The 21,263-nt window shown below is 58.9% G+C and carries 22 protein-coding genes; 13 read left to right on the top strand and 9 right to left on the bottom strand.

Going from position 1 to position 21,263, the window contains the following annotated elements:
* Positions 1-8: 8 nt before the first annotated feature.
* The 4 genes from FIV39_RS02695 to FIV39_RS02675 all read right to left on the bottom strand — a co-directional run bounded on the left by FIV39_RS02695 (position 9) and on the right by FIV39_RS02675 (position 2,844).
* The gene (locus FIV39_RS02695) at positions 9-620 is read right to left on the bottom strand and encodes a phage baseplate assembly protein V (RefSeq protein WP_090408737.1); all 612 of its coding nucleotides are present in this window, start codon (positions 618-620) and stop codon (positions 9-11) included.
* A 3-nt stretch (positions 621-623) separates the two neighbouring features.
* Positions 624-1,139, bottom strand: coding sequence for an ATP-binding protein (locus FIV39_RS02690; RefSeq protein WP_090408742.1), 516 nt, complete (start codon positions 1,137-1,139; stop codon positions 624-626).
* A gap of 20 nt (positions 1,140-1,159) precedes the next feature.
* A complete protein-coding gene (locus FIV39_RS02685; protein ID WP_012722501.1) occupies positions 1,160-1,504 on the bottom strand; it encodes a phage holin family protein in 345 nt (114 codons plus the stop codon).
* A 596-nt stretch (positions 1,505-2,100) separates the two neighbouring features.
* Positions 2,101-2,844 carry a LexA family transcriptional regulator gene (locus tag FIV39_RS02675; protein WP_186731501.1) on the bottom strand — a complete coding sequence of 248 codons (744 nt, stop codon included), beginning with the start codon at positions 2,842-2,844 and terminating at the stop codon, positions 2,101-2,103.
* 176 nt (positions 2,845-3,020) lie between these two features.
* Here FIV39_RS02675 and FIV39_RS02670 point away from each other — a divergent pair, with 176 nt between their 5' ends.
* From FIV39_RS02670 to fdxA, 3 genes are all read left to right on the top strand, one after another.
* Positions 3,021-3,242 (top strand): hypothetical protein, encoded by a 222-nt coding sequence (locus tag FIV39_RS02670; protein ID WP_090408749.1) that lies wholly within the window; start codon positions 3,021-3,023, stop codon positions 3,240-3,242.
* 232 nt (positions 3,243-3,474) lie between these two features.
* The gene (mutS, locus tag FIV39_RS02665; protein WP_090408752.1) at positions 3,475-6,066 is read left to right on the top strand and encodes a DNA mismatch repair protein MutS; all 2,592 of its coding nucleotides are present in this window, start codon (positions 3,475-3,477) and stop codon (positions 6,064-6,066) included.
* 142 nt (positions 6,067-6,208) lie between these two features.
* Complete coding sequence (fdxA, locus tag FIV39_RS02660) at positions 6,209-6,532, top strand: ferredoxin FdxA (RefSeq protein ID WP_090408755.1); 324 nt, start codon at positions 6,209-6,211, stop codon at positions 6,530-6,532.
* A 496-nt stretch (positions 6,533-7,028) separates the two neighbouring features.
* Here fdxA and apbC read toward each other — a convergent pair whose 3' ends face one another.
* Positions 7,029-8,123 carry an iron-sulfur cluster carrier protein ApbC gene (apbC, locus tag FIV39_RS02655; protein WP_090408758.1) on the bottom strand — a complete coding sequence of 365 codons (1,095 nt, stop codon included), beginning with the start codon at positions 8,121-8,123 and terminating at the stop codon, positions 7,029-7,031.
* Positions 8,124-8,295: 172 nt separating this feature from the next.
* Between apbC and metG the strand changes: the two genes are divergently transcribed.
* The 8 genes from metG to FIV39_RS02615 all read left to right on the top strand — a co-directional run bounded on the left by metG (position 8,296) and on the right by FIV39_RS02615 (position 14,929).
* Complete coding sequence (gene metG, locus FIV39_RS02650; protein ID WP_090408760.1) at positions 8,296-10,347, top strand: methionine--tRNA ligase; 2,052 nt, start codon at positions 8,296-8,298, stop codon at positions 10,345-10,347.
* Between the two features lie 103 nt (positions 10,348-10,450).
* Positions 10,451-11,017, top strand: a complete 567-nt coding sequence (locus tag FIV39_RS02645; protein WP_090408763.1) for an Rnf-Nqr domain containing protein — start codon at positions 10,451-10,453, stop codon at positions 11,015-11,017.
* Positions 11,014-11,976: an electron transport complex subunit RsxB gene (gene rsxB / locus FIV39_RS02640; RefSeq protein WP_090408766.1), complete on the top strand. Its 963-nt coding sequence runs from the start codon at positions 11,014-11,016 to the stop codon at positions 11,974-11,976. Before FIV39_RS02645 ends, rsxB begins: the two co-directional genes overlap by 4 nt.
* The gene (locus FIV39_RS02635; protein ID WP_090408767.1) at positions 11,966-12,922 is read left to right on the top strand and encodes an RnfABCDGE type electron transport complex subunit D; all 957 of its coding nucleotides are present in this window, start codon (positions 11,966-11,968) and stop codon (positions 12,920-12,922) included. The genes rsxB and FIV39_RS02635 overlap by 11 nt, the downstream gene beginning before the upstream one ends.
* Complete coding sequence (locus tag FIV39_RS02630) at positions 12,919-13,488, top strand: RnfABCDGE type electron transport complex subunit G (protein ID WP_090408770.1); 570 nt, start codon at positions 12,919-12,921, stop codon at positions 13,486-13,488. Before FIV39_RS02635 ends, FIV39_RS02630 begins: the two co-directional genes overlap by 4 nt.
* A complete protein-coding gene (locus FIV39_RS02625; RefSeq protein WP_090408773.1) occupies positions 13,481-13,975 on the top strand; it encodes an Rnf-Nqr domain containing protein in 495 nt (164 codons plus the stop codon). Before FIV39_RS02630 ends, FIV39_RS02625 begins: the two co-directional genes overlap by 8 nt.
* 25 nt (positions 13,976-14,000) lie before the next feature.
* Positions 14,001-14,639 carry an endonuclease III gene (gene nth / locus FIV39_RS02620; protein WP_090408776.1) on the top strand — a complete coding sequence of 213 codons (639 nt, stop codon included), beginning with the start codon at positions 14,001-14,003 and terminating at the stop codon, positions 14,637-14,639.
* Between the two features lie 107 nt (positions 14,640-14,746).
* Positions 14,747-14,929, top strand: a complete 183-nt coding sequence (locus tag FIV39_RS02615; protein ID WP_090408779.1) for a PA3496 family putative envelope integrity protein — start codon at positions 14,747-14,749, stop codon at positions 14,927-14,929.
* Positions 14,930-15,013: 84 nt separating this feature from the next.
* Here the strand turns inward: FIV39_RS02615 and FIV39_RS02610 are convergent, their stop codons facing one another.
* The 3 genes from FIV39_RS02610 to FIV39_RS02600 all read right to left on the bottom strand — a co-directional run bounded on the left by FIV39_RS02610 (position 15,014) and on the right by FIV39_RS02600 (position 18,527).
* The gene (locus FIV39_RS02610; protein WP_090408782.1) at positions 15,014-15,646 is read right to left on the bottom strand and encodes a response regulator transcription factor; all 633 of its coding nucleotides are present in this window, start codon (positions 15,644-15,646) and stop codon (positions 15,014-15,016) included.
* 625 nt (positions 15,647-16,271) lie between these two features.
* Positions 16,272-17,489, bottom strand: a complete 1,218-nt coding sequence (locus FIV39_RS02605; RefSeq protein WP_012722490.1) for an argininosuccinate synthase — start codon at positions 17,487-17,489, stop codon at positions 16,272-16,274.
* A 129-nt stretch (positions 17,490-17,618) separates the two neighbouring features.
* A complete protein-coding gene (locus FIV39_RS02600) occupies positions 17,619-18,527 on the bottom strand; it encodes a flagellar protein MotY (protein ID WP_053133441.1) in 909 nt (302 codons plus the stop codon).
* A gap of 156 nt (positions 18,528-18,683) precedes the next feature.
* Between FIV39_RS02600 and pyrC the strand changes: the two genes are divergently transcribed.
* Both pyrC and rnt read left to right on the top strand, forming a co-directional pair.
* Positions 18,684-19,730, top strand: coding sequence for a dihydroorotase (pyrC, locus tag FIV39_RS02595; RefSeq protein ID WP_090408784.1), 1,047 nt, complete (start codon positions 18,684-18,686; stop codon positions 19,728-19,730).
* Positions 19,727-20,404, top strand: coding sequence for a ribonuclease T (gene rnt, locus FIV39_RS02590; protein ID WP_090408787.1), 678 nt, complete (start codon positions 19,727-19,729; stop codon positions 20,402-20,404). Before pyrC ends, rnt begins: the two co-directional genes overlap by 4 nt.
* A 63-nt stretch (positions 20,405-20,467) precedes the next feature.
* Here the strand turns inward: rnt and FIV39_RS02585 are convergent, their stop codons facing one another.
* A complete protein-coding gene (locus FIV39_RS02585) occupies positions 20,468-21,070 on the bottom strand; it encodes a peroxiredoxin (RefSeq protein ID WP_003172097.1) in 603 nt (200 codons plus the stop codon).
* Positions 21,071-21,263: the final 193 nt, after the last annotated feature.

Below are 21,263 nucleotides of genomic sequence, written 5' to 3'. Positions count from 1 at the left end.
GCAAATCCTTATGCGCTGCTGATCACGCGCCCCTGGTGATCCACCACCGGGCCGCTCAAATGAACGCCGGCGGCATCCAGCGAGAGGCCGGTGGCGCCGAGTTGCAGGGTGATGCTCTGGGCGCTCATGGTCAGGCTGGCAGCGCCGACCTTGATGTCGACCTGTTCGCGAGAACCGCTGAACGTGGTTGGGCCGTTGATCCAGTTGAAGGTGTGGCTGGCGTCGTCGTAGTCACTTTGGGTGCCATCCTGATGGCGCCGCCGGGTCAGCGAGGCCACGCTGGACACCGGTGGAAACAGACTACTGTTCAGCCCGAACAGCGCCACAGACTGCGTGCCCCCTTCCCCACCGCCGTAGTTGAGCAGCAGGCATTGTTCGCCCACCGATGGAATACGGGTTTCGGTCTGCGCACCGGCGCTGGGGTTGAAGAACCGAATCGCCGGGGTGAGCAGCTCACCATGGCTGACCTTGCAGGTATTGCTGGCAGCGTCGACCTCCTGGCACACACCAATGCGGCAGAAACTTTCTGCGCGTCGATACAGGTCTTCGAGCTGGGCTTCCATTTCTGCCAGGCGCTCGACAATCGGCCCCAGTTGCATGCGTAACAATGCGTCGAACATGGACTACTCCTGCAGGGGCCGATATTGATCCGGATCGTCGATGTCCGAGACTTCCCAGGTGCGGGCAAACAGCGGTGTACCTGTGGGATCTTGGAGCAACGACGGGCCGAGATAGAGGGTTTGGGTGAAGGAAACGGTCCAGGTGTCGTAGTCCGTTTCGGCGCTGGAAAGTCCGGAAGGCGCCGCAACGACGGCCGTGGGCAAATCGCACTGATCCGGCGGCAGGCCCCAGCGGTTATCCAGGGCCAGGTCCATCAATTGGCTGGCCAGGTCGCACGCGTCAAAAGGTGCCGCCCCGCTGGCGACCGTTGCCCTGAGTGAAACCGACAAGACATGTGCCTTGCGCCCTTCTGGGGAACGAACCCCGGGGCCGTTGCGTTCCACCCTGATCAGCACACCGGTATGATCCCCGGTGCCGGCAAAGTCCTGGTGATTGCCTACCTGTAATTGTGGGAAGGCACGCTTCAGCGCGTCCTCAATCGCTACAGGCAGTTGGGATGGTTTTTCGATAAGTGTCATCAGTTGCGTCCTTGCGGCAGTTACTGCTGATCCGGGCGGGACGTCGGAGCTTCGTTGACCCCGATACGCTTGGCCGCCCAGCGTTCATACAGGCCGATGGCGACATCCGCGCCGGCCATGGCCGTCAGGCAACCAATGGCGCCGGCGGTCCAGATCGACATGCCGGCGGCGTAGCACAGCATCAATGCCGAGACCCCGCAGACCATGCATGCCCCAGACCGCAGGGCCAGGCGCCGGACCAGCGACCAACCGCGGGCGCCCTCCTTGTCGGCGCGCCACATTTCGCCGGATACGCCGCCGATCAGGGCCAGTACGATCACCAGCCAGATAGGCATTTCCGCTAACGCTTGCTGCTCGTTTGTCATGTCACGCCTCCTGGCTGAGCAATGCCGGCTGAATGCCGGTGTTGGGTAAATCCCTTTATAGGTAGGCATTCCAAAAAGCCCGGTCGCCCGGGCTTTTCAGTAATGCGGTCCAGATTCGATCTTTCGGCGCTACTGGCGCGGTACGGATCTTTCCTCAATGTTTTTCCGACCACGATCCCTGTCTGCCGGATAACTGCTTCTGGTGCTTTACGCTGCACACCCGGGTCAGTTGCCAACCCTCTGAACCGTTAAGGCCGGTTCATCGCTGCCTGTTGCTGAAGTGGTGTCACTAAAGAGCGTCGGCATCCTTGCCGGTGTTGCCTGGCATCCCTGCCATCACCCTGATGGCGTCCTTGCCGATATTGCGTGCCTTCCTTGTCTTCCTTGGCAGCGTCCTTGCCGCCTCCACCAGGCCTTGTTGGCTGGCTTGAGATGAAGGATATGCATGTATGCATATACAGTCAATGCACAAATGCATTTATTTTTACCATGTACATGCGCTAATGCATTTCAGGCTTTGCGGGCAAAGGGTTTTACGATTTTCTACAGACGAAAAAAAGCCCGCTCGATGGCGGGCTTTCTCTTACGCAAGAAGGTTAACGGGCGTACATACCCCACCAGAACACATGGCCAAGGATGCTGATCTGCTCATCCTGAATATCCTGGAAGCTGTAATCCTCATCCGGGTGTTCATCGCGATTGAAACTGCGCAGGCGAATACCGGAAGGCAGGCGATAGAGCTGTTTCACCCGCAGTTGGCCATTGTGATTGATGGCATACAAGTCGCCATCGACGATGTCGCCGATGCCACTTTTGCCAGCATTCACGCCGACCGTCGCGCCGTCGCGCAATACCGGCAACATACTGTTGCCGCGTACCGTCACACACTTGGCCTGGTCGAACTGCACACCGTTATGCCGCAGGCTGCGCTTTCCAAAACGCAGGCTGGCCTTTTCGCTTTCCTCGATGACGAATCTTCCTGATCCAGCAGCCAATTCAACCTCGCGCAGAAAGGGGATCGACACCTCGTCATCATTAACGGGGGTGTCGTCGTCCCACAGGCTTATATCCTTGAGTTCCGAATGCATCGGGTCGCGCCCGTCATCGCGCAAAGCCCCCACCGCCGCGCGCCCGCGCAGTTGGTCGGTGCTGACGCGGAAGTACTCGGCGATGCGCGAGATGTGTTTATCCGACGGATCGACAATCTTGCCGCTGAGGATCCGGGACAACGTGGATTGAGGCACGCCAGTACGCCGGTGAAGCTCCGTGGGGGAGATCCGGTCGCGGTCCAGCAGTTCTCTTAAGACGATAGAAACGTTGCGTTTTTGCATAAAGGCGATAGTGAAGGGAGTTTTCGGGGTTGGCAAATGCTAATTTGCATAATTCATGCATTAATAATGTATTTGCTATGCCTGCGTCGCCTTCAACCTTGCGTGCTAACCTTGCCGCCATCACAAAACATGCCGGGCCAAGAGCCTTCTTTAGCCAATTTGAAGCGGTATGCGGAAAACCAAGAATGACCCAATGGCGAAATCAGAGCTTCTGGGGCAAGGCATGGATCTATGCTCTGCTGGCGCTCTTCATGATAATTTCCGATGGCTCAGATCTAAGCTCGCTGGGCGACGGGGGCTCATCCAATCGCAAGCGCGTCTTCAGCCCGGGATTCATTGTGCTATGCGTTTTCGTCGCGGTGATTGAATTGATAGCGCTGAACCATTTTTATGCGGCGAACGGATAAGTCAGGCGCTGTAGCACAGCATTAAAGACGCCCCAATCAAGTAAGGCTGCTCGGCTCCTGCAATGAAGCCTTGCGCATTTAAATTAATCACCGCCCCTTGTGCGTTTTACCTATCCGTTTGTGACCTGCGAAGGGCCGACCTCGCGTGTTAACCTTGCGGCCATTGCAAAATCAGCAGGGCCAAGTGCCCCACCTTTGCCCCACTCCTTTCAACGAATTTGCCTATTATCCAATGAGTAAAAACACGTCCGATCTGTCCTCCCACACCCCGATGATGCAGCAGTACTGGCGCCTGAAAAACCAGCCCCCTGATCAGTTGATGTTCTATCGCATGGGCGACTTCTACGAGATCTTCTATGAAGACGCAAAGAAGGCCGCCAAGTTGCTGGACATCACCCTGACCGCGCGCGGGCAGTCGGCGGGGCAGTCGATTCCGATGTGTGGGATTCCTTACCATTCATTGGAAGGTTATCTGGTCAAACTGGTGAAGCTGGGCGAGTCGGTGGTGATCTGTGAGCAGATCGGCGATCCGGCCACCAGCAAGGGTCCGGTGGAGCGCCAGGTGGTGCGCATTATTACGCCGGGGACGGTGAGTGATGAGGCGCTGCTGGATGAGCGTCGCGATAACCTGATCGCCGCGGTGTTGGGCGATGAGCGCTTGTTCGGGCTTTCGGTACTGGACATCACCAGCGGTAATTTCAGCGTGCTGGAGATCAAGGGCTGGGAAAACCTGCTGGCGGAACTGGAGCGCATCAACCCTGTGGAGTTGTTGATCCCGGATGATTGGCCCAAAGACCTGCCAGCGGAAAAACGCCGTGGGACCAAGCGTCGCGCGCCGTGGGATTTCGAGCGCGACTCGGCCCTGAAAAGTCTATGCCAGCAGTTCTCGGTGCAGGACCTTAAAGGCTTCGGTTGTGAAACCCTGACCCTGGCCATCGGCGCTGCGGGTTGCCTGCTCAGCTACGCCAAGGAAACCCAACGTACCGCCCTGCCGCATTTGCGCAGCCTGCGCCATGAGCGCCTGGACGATACGGTGGTGCTCGATGGCGCCAGCCGTCGCAACCTGGAACTGGACACCAACCTGTCCGGCGGGCGTGACAACACCCTGCAATCGGTGGTCGACCGCTGCCAAACCGCCATGGGCAGCCGTTTGCTGACCCGCTGGCTGAACCGTCCGTTACGGGATTTGACCGTGCTGCAGGCGCGTCAGACGTCGATTACCTGCCTGCTGGACGGCTATCGCTTTGAAAAACTGCAGCCGCAGTTGAAGGAAATCGGCGATATCGAGCGCATCCTGGCGCGGATCGGCCTGCGCAATGCACGGCCCCGTGACCTGGCGCGTCTGCGCGATGCCCTCAGCGCCCTGCCGCAACTGCAAGTGGCAATGACCGAGCTGGATACGCCGCACCTGCAACAGCTCGCCGTAACGGCCGGTACCTACCCGGAACTGGCAGCACTGCTGGAAAAGGCCATCATCGACAACCCGCCGGCGATCATCCGTGACGGCGGCGTACTCAAGACCGGCTACGACAGCGAACTGGACGAACTACAGTCCCTGAGCGAAAACGCCGGGCAGTTCCTGATCGACCTGGAAGCCCGCGAAAAGGCCCGCACCGGCCTGGCCAACCTGAAGGTGGGCTACAACCGCGTGCATGGCTACTTTATCGAGTTGCCGAGCAAGCAGGCCGAGTCGGCGCCCATCGACTATCAACGCCGCCAGACACTCAAAGGTGCCGAGCGCTTCATCACCCCGGAGCTGAAGGAGTTTGAAGACAAGGCGCTGTCGGCCAAGAGCCGTGCCTTGGCCCGGGAAAAGATGCTTTACGAGGCATTGCTGGAAGACTTGATCAGCCAGTTGGCGCCGCTTCAGGACACCGCCGCCGCCCTGGCGGAACTGGATGTGCTGAGCAACCTCGCCGAACGGGCGCTGAATCTCGACCTGAACTGCCCGCGTTTTGTCAGCGAGCCGTGCATGCGTATCGTGCAGGGGCGTCACCCGGTGGTGGAGCAGGTGCTGACCACGCCGTTCGTCGCCAACGACCTGTCGCTGGACGACGACACTCGCATGTTGGTGATCACCGGTCCGAACATGGGTGGTAAATCCACCTATATGCGTCAAACCGCGCTGATCGTACTGCTGGCACATATCGGCAGTTTTGTACCGGCGGCCAGTTGTGAGCTGTCCTTGGTGGATCGCATCTTCACCCGCATCGGCTCCAGTGATGACCTGGCCGGTGGCCGTTCGACCTTTATGGTGGAAATGAGCGAGACCGCGAATATCCTGCACAACGCCACCGAGCGCAGCCTGGTGCTGATGGACGAAGTGGGTCGCGGCACCAGCACGTTTGACGGCCTGTCCCTGGCGTGGGCAGCGGCCGAGCGGTTGGCGCATCTGCGTGCCTATACGCTATTTGCCACCCACTACTTCGAACTGACGGTGCTGCCGGAAAGCGAGCCACTGGTGGCCAACGTGCATCTGAACGCCACCGAACACAACGAGCGCATCGTGTTCCTGCACCACGTGCTGCCAGGGCCCGCCAGCCAGAGTTACGGCTTGGCCGTGGCGCAATTGGCCGGCGTGCCGAACGACGTGATCACCCGTGCCCGCGAGCACCTCAGCCGCCTGGAAACCACGGCCCTGCCCCATGAAACCGTGGTGGCCAGCCCGGCCAAGGCCAGCCGCAAACCTGCTGCGCCGCACCAGAGCGATATGTTCGCCAGCCTGCCCCATCCGGTGCTGGATGAGTTGGCAAAGCTTGACCTGGACGACTTGACGCCGCGAAAAGCGCTAGAAATGTTATATGCACTGAAGACTCGGATATAACGCTTACGCTTGCAAGCTGATAGACTCTCGCGCGGTTTGGGATGCTGCTGGCTCTTAGCCTGGCCTGCAGACTATCGCTCCCAAACCTCGCGGGCCCTACCACAAGGGGTTTCGCTGCCGCCGCCTGAGGAGAGAATTAGAAATGACCTTCGTCGTCACCGACAACTGCATCAAGTGCAAGTACACCGACTGCGTAGAAGTGTGTCCGGTGGACTGCTTCTACGAAGGCCCGAACTTCCTGGTCATCCACCCGGACGAGTGCATTGACTGCGCCCTGTGTGAGCCAGAATGCCCGGCCGTCGCGATTTTTTCCGAGGACGAAGTCCCGGCAGAGATGCATGATTTTATTCAGTTGAACGTTGAGCTGGCGGAAATCTGGCCGAATATCACTGAGCGCAAAGACCCGATGCCCGATGCGGCAGAGTGGGATGGCAAAAAAGGCAAGATTGCAGACCTCGAGCGCTGATCGCGTCGATGCCCTCCAAAAGGCCCCTTGCGGGCCTTTTTGCATTTCTGCGGGGCGGGTTTCACTTTTCTACAGGCAAAAAAAGGGGCGGTATGACCCGCCCACATTTTTTCCCTAGTCCCTGTGTTCCTTTTCATCATCCTGATGAATCGCATCCTGCGACGTTCCTTCAAGCCATCGTTCCTTGATGGCTGTGTCAATCCGTGGACACAGGACTGATGTTAGAGAGTTCCGAGGGAAGTTCAACGGGATCCAACCCGGGCACTGACGGGCTTCAGCGCACAGACAAAGATAAATAATTCTTATATTTCAAATAGATAGAAAATTGTCTCAAAAATTCTAGACGTTCGCACCCCGCAAAAAAACCAAACACTTACGAGAAAGTAAGTGAATGCTTACACGAGCAATTGCGTAAAAGCGTAAAGGGGCCCTGCTGACCGATCTCCAGGCAAGAAAAAGCCCCGACAACGTCGAGGCTTCTTGTCCTTCAGCGGGTTCAGTCGTCGCTGACCGTAATCGTCGGCATTGCCGGGGCAGCCGCTTCCTGCAGGACGATCCGCGCGCCCACATGCCGAGCCAACTCCTGGTAGATCATGGCGATCTGACCATCGGGCTCTGCCGCTACCGTGGGCTTGCCACCATCGGCCTGCTCACGAATGCCCATCGACAATGGCAACGAGGCCAGTAGTTCAACGCCGTACTGGGTCGCCAGCTTCTCGCCACCGCCCTCGCCGAACAGATGCTCGGCGTGGCCGCAGTTGGAGCAGATGTGCACGGCCATGTTCTCCACGACACCCAGCACCGGAATGTTGACCTTGCGGAACATCTCCACGCCTTTCTTGGCGTCCAGCAGCGCCAGGTCCTGGGGCGTGGTCACGATCACCGAGCCGGCCACCGGGACTTTCTGCGCCAAGGTCAGTTGGATATCTCCTGTGCCTGGCGGCATGTCGATCACCAGGTAATCCAGGTCGCCCCAGGCGGTCTGGGTGACCAACTGCAGCAACGCACCGGAGACCATCGGCCCGCGCCACACCATCGGCGTGTTGTCATCGGTCAGGAACGCCATGGACATGACCTCCACGCCCATGGACTCGATTGGCACGAACCACTTCTGGTCCTTGACCTTCGGCCGCGTGCCTTCGGCGATACCGAACATCACGCCCTGGCTCGGGCCGTAGATGTCGGCGTCGAGAATGCCCACGCGCGCGCCTTCTCGGGCCAGAGCCAAGGCCAGGTTGGCCGCGGTGGTGGATTTGCCCACGCCGCCCTTGCCGGAGGCAACCGCCACCACGTTCTTGACGTTGGCCAGGCCCGGGATCTGCGCCTGGGCCTTGTGCGGGGCGATCACGCACTGAATGTCGACCTTGGCGGCACTCACGCCGTCCAGGCCTTCGATCGCCATTTGGAGCATCTGCGCCCAACCTTTCTTGAACAGGCCGGCGGCATAGCCCAGTTCCAACTGGACCGACACCTGATCACCCTGGACCTCGATGGCGCGTACACAGCCGGCGCTGACCGGATCCTGGTTCAAATAGGGGTCGGTGTACTGGCGAAGAACGGCTTCCACCGCTGCGCGATTGACGGCGCTCATGGGCTACTCCCGAAAAAAGACTGACTGAAACAGGCGGCTATCCTAACCGTTCCAGCGGCGTTACGGCATGTTTTCGCAGGTGCGGAAGATTCTGAAACAGCGCCACGGGGTGAAATAAATTTCCCGGCGCTTTATAGTGGCCGACCTCCGTTTCATCAAGTAGCCGAGCCCCATGTCCGAGCCACGCAAGATCCTCGTCACCAGCGCCCTGCCCTATGCCAATGGTTCCATCCATCTTGGCCATATGCTTGAGTACATCCAGACCGATATGTGGGTGCGCTTCCAGAAGCATCGCGGCAATCAATGCATCTATGTCTGCGCGGACGACGCCCACGGTTCGGCCATCATGCTGCGCGCCGAAAAGGAAGGCATCACCCCGGAACAACTGATCGCCAATGTGCAGGCTGAACACAGCGCCGACTTTGCCGAGTTCCTGGTGGATTTCGACAACTTCCACTCGACCCACTCCGCGGAAAACCGTGAGCTGTCGAGCCAGATCTACCTGCGGTTGAAGGACGCCGGGCACATTGCCACGCGCTCGATCACCCAGTATTTCGACCCGGAAAAGAAAATGTTCCTGGCCGACCGTTTCATCAAGGGCACCTGCCCGAAGTGCGGCACCGAAGACCAGTACGGCGACAACTGCGAGAAGTGCGGTGCCACCTACGCACCGACTGACCTGAAGAACCCGCGTTCGGCTATCTCAGGCGCCATCCCGGTACTCAAGGATTCCCAGCACTTCTTCTTCAAGCTCCCGGATTTCCAGCAGATGCTGCAAACCTGGACACGCAGCGGCACCCTGCAGGACGCCGTGGCCAACAAGATCGCCGAATGGCTGGATGCCGGCCTGCAACAATGGGACATCTCCCGCGATGCGCCGTACTTCGGCTTCGAGATCCCAGGCGAGCCCGGCAAATACTTCTACGTGTGGCTGGACGCGCCGATCGGCTATATGGCCAGCTTCAAGAACCTCTGCGACCGTAGGCCGGAGCTGGACTTCGACGCGTTCTGGAGCAAGGACTCCACCGCCGAGCTGTACCACTTCATCGGCAAGGACATCGTCAACTTCCATGCCCTGTTCTGGCCGGCAATGCTCGAAGGCTCGGGCTACCGCAAGCCAACCGGCATCGCCGTACATGGCTACCTGACGGTCAATGGCCAGAAGATGTCCAAGTCTCGTGGCACCTTTATCAAGGCGCGCACCTACCTGGACCATCTGTCGCCGGAATACCTGCGCTACTACTACGCCTCCAAGCTGGGCCGTGGCGTCGACGACCTGGACCTGAACCTGGAAGACTTCGTACAGAAGGTCAACTCGGACCTGGTCGGCAAGGTAGTCAACATCGCCAGCCGTTGCGCCGGCTTTATCCATAAGGGCAACGCCGGCCTGCTGGTGGCCGAGAACGCCGCACCGGAACTGACCGACGCGTTCCTGGCTGCCGCGCCAAGTATCGCCGACGCCTATGAAGCCCGCGACTTCGCCCGCGCCATGCGCGAGATCATGGGCCTGGCTGACCGCGCCAACGCCTGGATCGCCGACAAAGCGCCCTGGTCGCTGAACAAGCAGGAAGGCAAGCAGGCTGAAGTCCAGGCGATCTGTGCCACCGGCGTCAACCTGTTCCGCCAGTTGGTGATCTTCCTCAAGCCGGTGCTGCCATTGCTGGCCGCCGACGCCGAGGCGTTCCTCAATGTCGCGCCGCTGACCTGGAACGACCACGCCACGTTGCTCAGCAATCACCCGTTGAACGAGTTCAAGCCGTTGATGACCCGTATCGACCCGGTAAAAGTCCAGGCCATGACCGACGCGTCGAAAGAAGATCTGGTCGCCAGCCAGACCGACACCGGCGAGTCGACGCCTGCCGGCAACGGCGAACTGGCCAAGGACCCGCTTTCCCCGGAAATCGACTTTGACGCCTTTGCTGCCGTGGACCTGCGCGTGGCGCTGATCGTCAAGGCCGAAGCCGTGGAAGGGGCCGACAAACTGCTGCGCCTGACACTGGATATTGGTGACGAACAACGCAACGTGTTCTCCGGGATCAAGAGCGCCTATCCGGACCCGTCCAAGCTCGATGGTCGCCTGACCATGATGATTGCCAACCTCAAGCCGCGGAAAATGAAGTTTGGTATTTCCGAAGGCATGGTGATGGCGGCGGGCCCTGGCGGCGAAGAGATCTACCTGCTGAGCCCTGACAGCGGCGCCAAGCCGGGTCAACGTATCAAGTAAGCCCTGTCAAACAGCCCTGTCGTTTCGGCGACGGGGCTTTTCAACTAGTACCCCCTTCTCGCTTGCCGGATAATCAGGCCCTGTTTGCTTAACCGGCATGCCCATGACCGATATGCTCCTCACTCTTTTCAGCGCCGCCCTGATCAGCAACTTCGTGCTGCCGCTGGCTGTCGACCCGCTGTTGGCCGCCAGATCACGCTCGCAGGTTCACGCGCTGGGACTTGCCACCACGGTGTTGATGGTGCTTAGCGGTGTACTCAGCTATCTGTTGGATTACTACGTTCTGCAACCGCTGGCGCTGACCGCATTACGACTGCTCGTATTTCTGCCGCTGACTGCACTGCTGATTCGTCCCGTGCTCATCCTGCTGACCCGCCTGCGCCCGACAATGCCGTCTGACGGGCTGTGGCTATTGCTGCTCGGCAATGCGGGTGTGTTGGGGGTGGTGCTGGTGGGCACTCTCAACGGTAAAGGCCTGCTCCATATGATCGCACTGAGCCTGGGCGCCGGCCTCGGCTTCTGGCTGGTGTTGAGCCTGTTCAGCGACCTGCGCCAGCGCATCGCCGAAAATGATATCCCCCTGCCCTTTCGCGGCCTGCCGGTGGAACTGATCAGCGCCGGGCTGATGGCGGTGGCTTTCCTGGGTTTCAACGCAATGATCAAAGCATGAGCCTGATGCAACGTATCGACGCACTGCTGCCGCAGACCCAATGCGGCAAGTGCGGGCACCCTGGGTGCAAGCCTTACGCCGAGAGCATCGCCCAGGGCGAGGCGATCAACAAGTGCCCTCCAGGTGGGCAGGAGACTATCGCAGGCCTGGCGCAATTGCTGAGCGTGCCTGTGCTGGAGCTGGACACCAGTCGCGGCGAAGCTCCAGCGCAGATTGCCTATATCCGCGAGGCCGAGTGCATCGGGTGTACCAAATGCATCCAGGCCTGCCCGGTGGATGCCATTGTTGGCGCGGCGAAGCTGATGCACACCGTCATCATCGACGAATGCACCGGATGCGACCTGTGCGTTGCGCCCTGCCCGGTCGATTGCATCGAGATGCGCCCGCTGACCAATGGGCTATCGATCGTTGGTGACCTGGCAGCCAACGAAGACGAGCGCCGTGAGCGCGGTTTCAAACGCGACCGTGCCCGGCGACGCTTTGAACAGCGCAATGCGCGCCTGCAACGGGAAGAAGAACGCAGGACTGCCGAACGCTTGGCACGGACCCAGCGCTCAGCCCCCGTGCAGGCCCAGCAACTTGACGCCGCGCAGGCCGCCCGGGATGCAGCGGTGAAAAAAGCCAAGATCAATGTGGCGATGAGCCGCGCCCAGCTGCATAAATCCTTGAAGGCATTTGGGCATCCGCCGACCTTCGAGCAGCAGTCCCAGCTGATCGTCCTGCAACAACAGTTCGAGGCCGCAGAGCACGCATTGGCCGCCCTGGACCAAAACAACACATCCGCGAAACCGCTGCCCGCCGCCAACAACGCCGACCTCAAGCGCGCCAAAATCCAACTGGCGATGCGCCGCGCCGAGCTGAAAAAAGCCCAGGATCAACAGGTTGATCCGCAACAATTGGCCGATGCGCAACATAAGCTCGATGAAGCACAGCGCCAGGTGGACGCCCATGGCGCCTGACGCGCAACAGGCATTGAAGCGCGTGCTAGTGGCAACGCTACCGGGTGTGGCCGTGATGTGTTTTTTCTACGGTTGGGGTGTACTGGTCAACTTGTTGCTGGCGGCAGCATGCGCGCTGTTGGTTGACTCGGCGGTACACCGTCTACGCGGGCAACGACTCCGCGACTTGAGCAGCCTGGTCAGCGCGACCCTGCTGGGCCTGGCATTGCCGCCTTACTGCCCCTGGTGGCTGTGTGTGACGGCGGTCGCCAGTGGCTTGCTGCTGGGCAAGCACCTGTATGGCGGCCATCGCAACCCGTTCAACCCGGCCATGGTGGGGTATGCGCTAATGCTGGTGGTTTTCCCACAGCCCATGACCCAATGGCCTGCGGCGCATGGGCTGGACCTGCTGACCGATGCACAACACATAGTGGGCCTGCATGACGGCGCGCCCGACGCCTGGGCCCAAGCCACCGTCCTGGATACCCTGCGCATCAACCAGAGTCTGACCATCAACGAGCTGTTTGCCGCAAACCCGGCCTTCGGTTATTTCGGCGGCAAAGGCAGTGAATGGGTGGGCCTGGCATACCTGGCAGGCGGCCTCTTGCTGTTACGTCAACGGGTATTCAGCTGGCATGCGCCGGTGGGCATGCTGGGCAGCCTCTTTGTGCTCAGCTTGCTGTGTTGGAATGGCTCGGGGTCCGACTCCAACGGCTCGCCGCTGCTTCATCTGCTGAGCGGTGCCACCCTGCTTGGCGCCTTCTTTATCGTCACAGAACCCGTCTCCGGCCCCAAAAGCCCCAGGGCACGACTACTGTTTGGGGCGGGCGTAGGGCTGCTGACTTATCTGATTCGGACGTGGGGCGGCTACCCGGACGGTGTAGCCTTTGCCGTGCTGCTGATGAACCTGGCCGTGCCTGCGCTGGAACGGCTGGCAGCGTCGAAACAAACCGTGGTGGAGCCATGAAGGGTTGGGCGCTCGTTGGGGCGGCTGCAATCCTGGGGGGTGCGCTGATCCTGGGCCTTCAATACCTGACCGTCGATTACGCAGCCCGCCAAGCCCAGATGCAGCACGAGCAAGCCTTGCTCGACCTGCTCCCCAGCGCAAGCTACGACAACCACCCACTGGAACAGCCACTGGCAATCGATTCACAGCCACTGGCCAACAGCCAATTGCACGGCGGCTACCTGGCAACATCAGCCAACCAACCGAGTGCCGTATTGCTGCGACTGCAAGCCAACGGCTACGTCGGGCCGATTGAGCTGCTGATCGCCATCGGCAGCGATGGCAGATTGCTGGGGATCAAAACGTTGCAGCAATCGGAAACACCCAGCCTTGGCGGCCATATCAGTGAGCCCGGTAATCCGTGGATGGAGGCGTTTAAACGGCGATCACAGGAGGACAGGGCACCGTTCGATCAAATGACCGGTGCCACTGTGACGTCCCGTGCAGTGATCAATGCGGTTCACGATGCGTTGCGCTATTTCGATGAGCATCGCCCGTCGCTGCTGGAGCCAGGCGTCCATGAATAGATCCTTCAACCTGGCCAACTCACTGATGCTCGCACCGCTGATCGGGGTGACTGACACACTGGCCAAGGCCTTGAGTTTCTTAGGACTGTCAGCTTTGATCGTGATGCTTTACGGGCTTGCGATGCACGGCATGCGCCGACGCCTCAGTACCCAATCACAACTGATCGCCAGTATTATCCTGGCCGCGACGCTGATCAGTTGTGTGCAGGTGCTGTTGCAGGCTTTTGCGCTACCGCTGCATCAACAGTTGGGGATTTATCTCGCCCTGATCTGCGTGCAGTGCGTGTTGCTTGAGCATTCAGGCTTTTTCGACCCGGGCCAGAACAAGGCGAGATTGCAACTGTTCGGCCTGTTTGGCGCATTACTGATCATCCTGGGGTTGTTACGGCCCATCACCGGCACCACATTGATGCCTGTCGGGTTTATCCTGCTTGGGTTACTGCTCGCTGGATTCCAGGCCTGGACCCACTATTCGAAACTACGCTGACTGCCTGCAAGGAACCCACCGCCCCATGAACGCCGCAAAACGCCTGGAAATTTTCCGCAGGCTTCACGAAGACAATCCAGAACCCAAGACCGAACTGGCCTACTCCTCGCCGTTCGAGTTACTGATTGCGGTGATCCTGTCGGCCCAATCCACAGACGTCGGCGTCAACAAGGCCACGGCCAAGCTGTATCCCGTGGCAAACACGCCAGAAGCGATTTATGCCCTGGGTGTGGACGGGTTGTCGGACTACATCAAGACCATCGGCCTGTACAACAGCAAGGCCAAGAATGTGATCGAGACCTGCCGCTTGCTGATAGAACGGCATGACAGCGAAGTGCCGCAAACGCGCGAAGCGCTGGAAGCCCTGCCGGGGGTGGGCCGCAAAACCGCCAACGTGGTGCTCAACACCGCATTCAGGCAGCTGACCATGGCCGTGGACACCCACATTTTCCGGGTCAGTAATCGAACCGGTATTGCCCGCGGCAAGAACGTGGTTGAAGTGGAAAAGCAGCTGATGAAGTTTGTGCCCAAGCCATTCCTGCTCGACTCCCACCATTGGCTGATCCTTCACGGACGCTACGTTTGCCAGGCCCGCAAGCCGCGCTGCGGCAGCTGCCGCATTGAAGACCTGTGCGAATACAAGGAAAAGACGTCGGACGATTGAGGGTTCATTGGTTTTCTCGATCAGTCGATTGAAAAAATCTTTTTTACCCATTCATGGATTATCGTTATAAGGAGCGCCAACGGCAGTCTTACTCCGGAGTTAACGTTATGAGCACTGACAAAGAACAGTTGGATGTGGAAGACGACCTCGTTGAGTCGGAGGACGATGGCGCAGAAGCACCTGTGGCAGAGGTGGCCAAGACCAACCTGAGCAAACGCCGCACTATCGACAACCTTCTGGAAGAACGACGCTTGCAAAAACAACTGGCCGACTACGATTTCGACCTCTGATCAAGCGGTCGACGGCCGGAAGCCTCCCTGACGGAGGCTTTTTTCTGCCGGTTACGCGGCCTCTGTGCAGTATTGTGCCCTCACCTATACCAAGCCGTTACGCTGGGCCAACTCGATCAGGTCCACCAGAGAGCGGGCATTGAGCTTGAGCAGCAGCCGAGTCTTGTAGGTGCTGACGGTCTTGTTGCTGAGAAACATGCCGTCGGCAATCTCCTTGTTGGTTCTGCCCCGAGCTAATTGCTGCAACACCATCATCTCCCGGCCCGACAGACGTTCGACCATATCGGCCTCACTGGCATTGCCCATGCTGGAGCGTACCGAATTGAGTGCCTGGTTTGGAAAGTAGCTATAGCCCGACAAAACCGCCTTGATCGCACTCAGCAACTCGGTCAGGTCCTGTTGTTTGCACACATAGCCGGCGGCGCCCGCCTGCATGCAACGCATGGAAAAGTGCCCTGGGGCCTGGGACGTGAGCACCAGCACCTTGAACGGTACAGCCTGCTTGGTAGACGAAAGCCGGCAAATAACTTCCAGGCCATCGAGTTTGGGAATCCCAATATCCAGTATGACAATGTCCGGCATATGCTCCCGCGCAAGTTGCAACGCATCGACACCGTTATTGGTCTCGGCAACGACCTCATAACCATGACGCTCCATTAGCATACGCACAGCAAGACGAATGACGGGATGATCATCTACGATCAGCACTTTATTCATGAGAAAGTCCAATTTCGCTGTTCGAATTATTTAGAGCAAACACAATAGCCTAGTCGTTTCCTAGTTGGCATAGCGTTCCCCCCCGAGCAACAGCAAGCAGAGACGCACCCCACAGCGATAAAGGAAATGCCCTACAAAAAAACACCGATTCGGATGTTTCTAGTTTTATAGAGCCTTTCAGAACTTTCCGGGGCCTCACATATTTTGAGTGAATTTTCCAGAGCATCCAGGGGATAAGGTAAACGTGCCGCACACCACTATCAGGAAATGCCCCTTGCCTGCCGCCTACAGGCGCTGGAGCCGGCAGAGAAAAATCGATAGTTTCAGTTCCATTTAACATATTTACTTACATCCTTATTTCCTACAGAACTTTGAGCTTCTTACATACTCCTCGCACCTACATGAGTGAATTATCTGTAAGACTAGTTCCTACGCGAATGTAAAAAATCATTCCTGCCTACAAAAAATCGCAAATACCCCACAACAACCAACAAAAAAACCAGTGAATCACTAAGTTTTAACACTAATTAAACAAAATTAAACAACGCGGACTTAACTCAAGTTTTCAGGCAAAAAAAAAATGGCCCCTTGAACAAGGGGCCATTCTTCACAACCGGCTAAACACTCAGAACAACGAGCGACCTTTATTGGCGGCAATGCGCATGCGCAATGCGTTCAACTTGATAAAGCCTGCTGCGTCCGCCTGGTTGTAGGCGCCGCCATCTTCTTCGAAGGTGGCGATGTTGGCGTCGAACAGCGAGTCATCGGACTTACGACCGGTAACGATCACATTGCCCTTGTACAGCTTCAGGCGCACAACGCCGTTCACGTGGGCCTGGGAAGCGTCGATCATCTGTTGCAGCATCAGACGCTCAGGGCTCCACCAGTAGCCGGTATAGATCAGGCTGGCATACTTGGGCATCAGCTCGTCTTTGAGGTGAGCCACTTCACGGTCCAGGGTGATGGACTCGATGGCGCGGTGAGCACGCAGCATGATGGTGCCGCCCGGGGTTTCGTAGCAGCCCCGGGACTTCATGCCCACATAGCGGTTTTCAACGATATCGAGGCGGCCGATACCGTGTTCGCCGCCGATGCGGTTCAGGGTCGCCAATACGGTGGCCGGGGTCATTTCGACGCCGTCCAGCGCGACGATGTCGCCGTTGCGGTAGGTCAGTTCCAGGTACTGCGGCTTGTCTGGAGCGTTCTCCGGGGAGACGGTCCATTTCCACATGTCTTCTTCGTGCTCGGTCCAGGTGTCTTCCAGCACGCCGCCTTCATAGGAAATGTGCAGCAGGTTGGCGTCCATCGAGTACGGGGACTTCTTCTTGCCATGACGCTCGATCGGGATCGCGTGCTTTTCAGCGTAATCCATCAGCTTTTCACGGGACAGCAGGTCCCATTCACGCCAAGGGGCAATCACTTTCACGCCGGGCTTGAGCGCGTAGGCACCCAATTCGAAACGCACTTGGTCGTTGCCCTTGCCGGTAGCGCCATGGGAAATGGCATCAGCGCCGGTTTCGTTGGCGATTTCGATCAGGCGCTTGGCGATCAGCGGACGTGCGATGGAAGTACCCAGCAGGTACTCGCCTTCGTAGACGGTGTTGGCGCGAAACATCGGGAAGACGAAATCGCGGACGAACTCTTCGCGCAGGTCGTCAATGTAGATCTCTTTCACGCCCATGGCTTGCGCCTTGGCACGTGCAGGTTCGACCTCTTCGCCCTGACCCAGGTCAGCGGTGAAGGTCACCACTTCACAGTTATAAGTATCCTGCAGCCACTTGAGGATCACCGAAGTGTCCAGGCCGCCGGAATACGCGAGAACGACCTTGTTTACGTCGGCCATGCCATCACTCCACGGTTTTGTACGGAAAGGCGTCGATTCTACCGATCAAAACCGTGGATTTACAGGGGCGCGACAGCAAATGAAGATAAAGCGACAGATTATGTCGAACGAGCGACCGATGGTCGCAGGTTATGACGTGTGCGCAGGGTTGCTCGGGCCAGTGGCCTGGGGGGCGGGCTTCTCGGGGGCAGCCACACGTTCGAGCTGAATATTCACACGGCGGTTACGGGCCCGGTTGGCGGCATTGGTGTTGGGCGCCAAGGGGTAACTTTCGCCATGGAAACGCAGGGTGATCTGGGATTCCTGGATACCGTTGGCCTTGAAGTAGTCCATCACCGCCAGCGCGCGACGGCGTGAAACATCACGGTTGCTCAGGCGATTGCCGCTGTTATCCGAGTGGCCGTTCAACTCGATATGGTTGACGGTAGGGTCCGCCTTCATGAATTCGAGAATCACCGCCAGCTTCTGTTTCGCCGCAGCGTCCAGCTCGATACCGCCACCGGGGAAGCCCACTTCGGTCTGCTTGACCTGGTCGTAATTCATCGGCAGCAACTTGGCCGTGCACAGCTGATAGTCGCTATAGGCCTTGTTGAATTTCACCGGCAGCAGGCGAATCTCTGAATAGCCACCCTCGCGTCCGTAGTGCCGCACGGTGGGCGAGCGTCCATCGAGCAAACCGTTGAACAAACGCCCGGCCTGGGCCTGAGAGCTGTTGAACAACACATCACCGCTGCCGGCACGTACGGCACCGAGATTGATGTCACCCCGACCCGGCTGCCACGGGGCCGCGGCGGCCAACAAGGTGGCCGATCCGGCGCCCAGCGATCCGTTATAGGCTTTCAGACGAAACGTCGCCTGCTCGCCGGCCCGGCGCACGAACTCACCCGAACCGAAGTCGGTGATCGGTTGGGTCAGGCGGCACTCGAACTTGTCCCCCTCCACCTTCCACTCAATGTTCTCCAGACGTGTCTGGAACGTGAGGGCCATAGCAGGCAGGCTGGCGAACACACTGAGCAGGGCTAGATAATGCTGGCGCACGGGAGGCTCCACTGGTTTCTACAACACTTCAAAGCGTCATACATCGATAAGGCATACGAAAGGCTATCGGATGCATCCTGCAAAACTTGATAGCGAGTGCCTGCAAGAGTCTTTTCCGGTAGCATTCCCACCAGATTGACCCGCCTGGAATCCCCAATGTCCGACCGCCTGACCCTGCTGCGTCCCGACGACTGGCATATTCATCTTCGCGATGGTGCTGCGTTGCCCCACACCGTGGCCGATGTATCGCGCACGTTTGGCCGCGCCATCATCATGCCTAACCTGGTACCACCGGTGCGTAACGCCGCCGAAGCCGACGCCTATCGCCAGCGCATCCTCGCTGCACGGCCGGCCGACAGCCGCTTCGAACCGTTGATGGTGCTCTACCTCACCGACCGCACCCAGCCCTCTGAGATTCGCGAGGCCAAGGCCAGCGGTTACGTGCACGCCGCCAAGCTGTACCCGGCCGGCGCAACCACCAACTCCGATTCCGGCGTGACCAGTATCGACAAGATCCTGCCGGCCATCGAAGCCATGGCCGAAGTCGGCATGCCACTGCTGATCCACGGTGAAGTCACCCGTGGCGATGTGGACGTGTTCGATCGCGAGAAGATCTTCATCGACGAGCACATGCGCCGCGTGGTCGAGCTGTTCCCGACCCTCAAGGTGGTGTTCGAACACATCACCACGGCCGATGCCGTGCAGTTCGTCACCGAGGCCTCGGCCAACGTCGGCGCGACCATCACCGCCCATCACCTGCTGTACAACCGCAACCACATGCTGGTGGGCGGGATCCGGCCGCACTTCTATTGCCTGCCGATCCTCAAGCGCAACACCCACCAGGTGGCCCTGCTGGATGCCGCGACCAGCGGTAATCCGAAGTTCTTCCTCGGCACCGACTCCGCGCCCCACGCTCAGCACGCCAAGGAAGCCGCATGCGGCTGTGCCGGTTGCTACACCGCGTTTGCCGCCATCGAGTTGTATGCCGAAGCGTTCGAGCAGCGCAACGCCCTGGATAAACTCGAAGGCTTCGCCAGTCTCAACGGCCCGCGTTTCTACGGCCTGCCCGCGAATACCGACCGTATCACCCTGGTCCGTGAAGACTGGACCGCCCCTGCCAGCCTGCCATTTGGCGAGCTGACCGTTATCCCGCTGCGCGCCGGTGAAACACTGCGCTGGCGCCTGCTGGAGGAAAGCAAGTGAGTGAAGACCATTACGATGACGACCAGGAGCACGTTGGCGGTGGTGGTGGTTCGCGCCACCCGATGGCCGAACGTTTCCGCGGCTATCTGCCTGTCGTTATCGACGTAGAAACCGGCGGCTTCAATTGCGCCACCGATGCACTGCTGGAAATCGCCGCAACGACTATCGGCATGGACGAACAGGGCTTTGTCTACCCGGAACATACCCACTTCTTCCGCGTCGAGCCGTTTGAAGGGGCCAATATCGAAGCGGCAGCCCTGGAATTCACCGGAATCAAGCTGGATCACCCCCTGCGCATGGCCGTCAGCGAAGAGGCGGCACTGACCGACATCTTCCGTGGCGTACGCAAGGCCTTGAAGGCCAATGGCTGCAAGCGCGCGATCCTGGTCGGGCATAACAGCAGCTTCGACCTGGGCTTCCTCAACGCCGCCGTGACGCGGTTGGACATGAAGCGTAACCCGTTCCACCCATTCTCCAGTTTCGACACCGCCACACTCGCCGGCCTGGCCTACGGTCAGACCGTATTGGCCAAAGCCTGCCAGGCGGCCGGTATCGACTTCGATGGTCGCGAAGCCCACTCGGCCCGCTACGACACCGAGAAGACCGCCGAGCTGTTCTGCGGCATCGTCAACCGCTGGAAACAAATGGGCGGCTGGGAAGACTTCGGCGACTGAGGTCAAATCCCGCGCATAAAAAAACCGGCCTTTTCAGGCCGGTTTTTTTACCTCAACCCTGGCTTACAGCTTGCCAGCGTTCTCGGTCAGGTAAGCCGCAACGCCTTCTGGCGAAGCGTTCATGCCTTTGTCGCCTTTTTTCCAGTTGGCAGGGCAGACTTCACCGTGCTCTTCGTGGAATTGCAGGGCGTCAACCAGACGGATCAGCTCTTCCATGTTACGGCCCAGCGGCAGGTCGTTGATGATCTGCGAGCGCACAACACCCTTGTCGTCGATCAGGAACGCACCACGGAACGCCACGCCGCCTTCGGACTCAACGTCGTAGGCCTTGGCAATATCGTGCTTCATGTCAGCAGCCATGGTGTATTTGACTTTGCCGATGCCGCCATCGTTGATGGCAGTGTTACGCCAGGCGTTGTGGGTGAAATGGGAGTCGATGGAAACCGCGACCACTTCAACGTTACGTGCCTTGAAATCGTCCATGCGGTGGTCCAGAGCGATCAGCTCCGAAGGGCAGACGAAGGTGAAGTCCAGCGGGTAGAAGAACACCAGGCCGTATTTGCCTTTGATGGCTTCAGACAGCTTGAAGCTGTCAACGATTTCACCATTGCCGAGCACGGCAGGTACGTCGAAATCCGGGGCTTGTTTGCCGACGAGTACGCTCATTGGGTATCTCCTGATGTAAGGGTGACGATTGAAGTAAAAGGACCGGCCTTGAGTCTGCCGCATTCAAGCGACAGCCCTGTGACGCAGTCACGCTTCGTGAAGACCGACCATCATACACTGAAAAAACCGTTCGTCAGCGTGAGGGCGGTGCAGGCAAATACCCTACGAATCTACTTTGACAATCATTCTCGTT

Origin of the sequence: Pseudomonas grimontii (genome assembly GCF_007858185.1) — a bacterium.
Lineage (GTDB): Bacteria > Pseudomonadota > Gammaproteobacteria > Pseudomonadales > Pseudomonadaceae > Aquipseudomonas > Aquipseudomonas grimontii.
Note: the sequence above shows the minus strand (reverse complement) of the source record. Positions and strands in the feature narration are given on the sequence as shown.

What these genes read in the sequence shown, in the direction of transcription:
- FIV39_RS02645 (WP_090408763.1), top strand. Translation starts at nt 10,451, where the DNA reads ATGACCGATATGCTCCTCACTCTTTTCAGCGCCGCCCTGATCAGCAAC.
- FIV39_RS02585 (WP_003172097.1), bottom strand. Translation starts at nt 21,070, where the DNA reads ATGAGCGTACTCGTCGGCAAACAAGCCCCGGATTTCGACGTACCTGCC.
- FIV39_RS02605 (WP_012722490.1), bottom strand. Translation starts at nt 17,489, where the DNA reads ATGGCCGACGTAAACAAGGTCGTTCTCGCGTATTCCGGCGGCCTGGAC.
- FIV39_RS02625 (WP_090408773.1), top strand. Translation starts at nt 13,481, where the DNA reads ATGAATAGATCCTTCAACCTGGCCAACTCACTGATGCTCGCACCGCTG.
- FIV39_RS02630 (WP_090408770.1), top strand. Translation starts at nt 12,919, where the DNA reads ATGAAGGGTTGGGCGCTCGTTGGGGCGGCTGCAATCCTGGGGGGTGCG.
- metG (WP_090408760.1), top strand. Translation starts at nt 8,296, where the DNA reads ATGTCCGAGCCACGCAAGATCCTCGTCACCAGCGCCCTGCCCTATGCC.
- FIV39_RS02685 (WP_012722501.1), bottom strand. Translation starts at nt 1,504, where the DNA reads ATGACAAACGAGCAGCAAGCGTTAGCGGAAATGCCTATCTGGCTGGTG.
- fdxA (WP_090408755.1), top strand. Translation starts at nt 6,209, where the DNA reads ATGACCTTCGTCGTCACCGACAACTGCATCAAGTGCAAGTACACCGAC.
- mutS (WP_090408752.1), top strand. Translation starts at nt 3,475, where the DNA reads ATGAGTAAAAACACGTCCGATCTGTCCTCCCACACCCCGATGATGCAG.
- rsxB (WP_090408766.1), top strand. Translation starts at nt 11,014, where the DNA reads ATGAGCCTGATGCAACGTATCGACGCACTGCTGCCGCAGACCCAATGC.
- FIV39_RS02615 (WP_090408779.1), top strand. Translation starts at nt 14,747, where the DNA reads ATGAGCACTGACAAAGAACAGTTGGATGTGGAAGACGACCTCGTTGAG.
- apbC (WP_090408758.1), bottom strand. Translation starts at nt 8,123, where the DNA reads ATGAGCGCCGTCAATCGCGCAGCGGTGGAAGCCGTTCTTCGCCAGTAC.
- FIV39_RS02690 (WP_090408742.1), bottom strand. Translation starts at nt 1,139, where the DNA reads ATGACACTTATCGAAAAACCATCCCAACTGCCTGTAGCGATTGAGGAC.
- pyrC (WP_090408784.1), top strand. Translation starts at nt 18,684, where the DNA reads ATGTCCGACCGCCTGACCCTGCTGCGTCCCGACGACTGGCATATTCAT.
- FIV39_RS02635 (WP_090408767.1), top strand. Translation starts at nt 11,966, where the DNA reads ATGGCGCCTGACGCGCAACAGGCATTGAAGCGCGTGCTAGTGGCAACG.
- FIV39_RS02610 (WP_090408782.1), bottom strand. Translation starts at nt 15,646, where the DNA reads ATGAATAAAGTGCTGATCGTAGATGATCATCCCGTCATTCGTCTTGCT.
- FIV39_RS02670 (WP_090408749.1), top strand. Translation starts at nt 3,021, where the DNA reads ATGACCCAATGGCGAAATCAGAGCTTCTGGGGCAAGGCATGGATCTAT.
- nth (WP_090408776.1), top strand. Translation starts at nt 14,001, where the DNA reads ATGAACGCCGCAAAACGCCTGGAAATTTTCCGCAGGCTTCACGAAGAC.
- FIV39_RS02695 (WP_090408737.1), bottom strand. Translation starts at nt 620, where the DNA reads ATGTTCGACGCATTGTTACGCATGCAACTGGGGCCGATTGTCGAGCGC.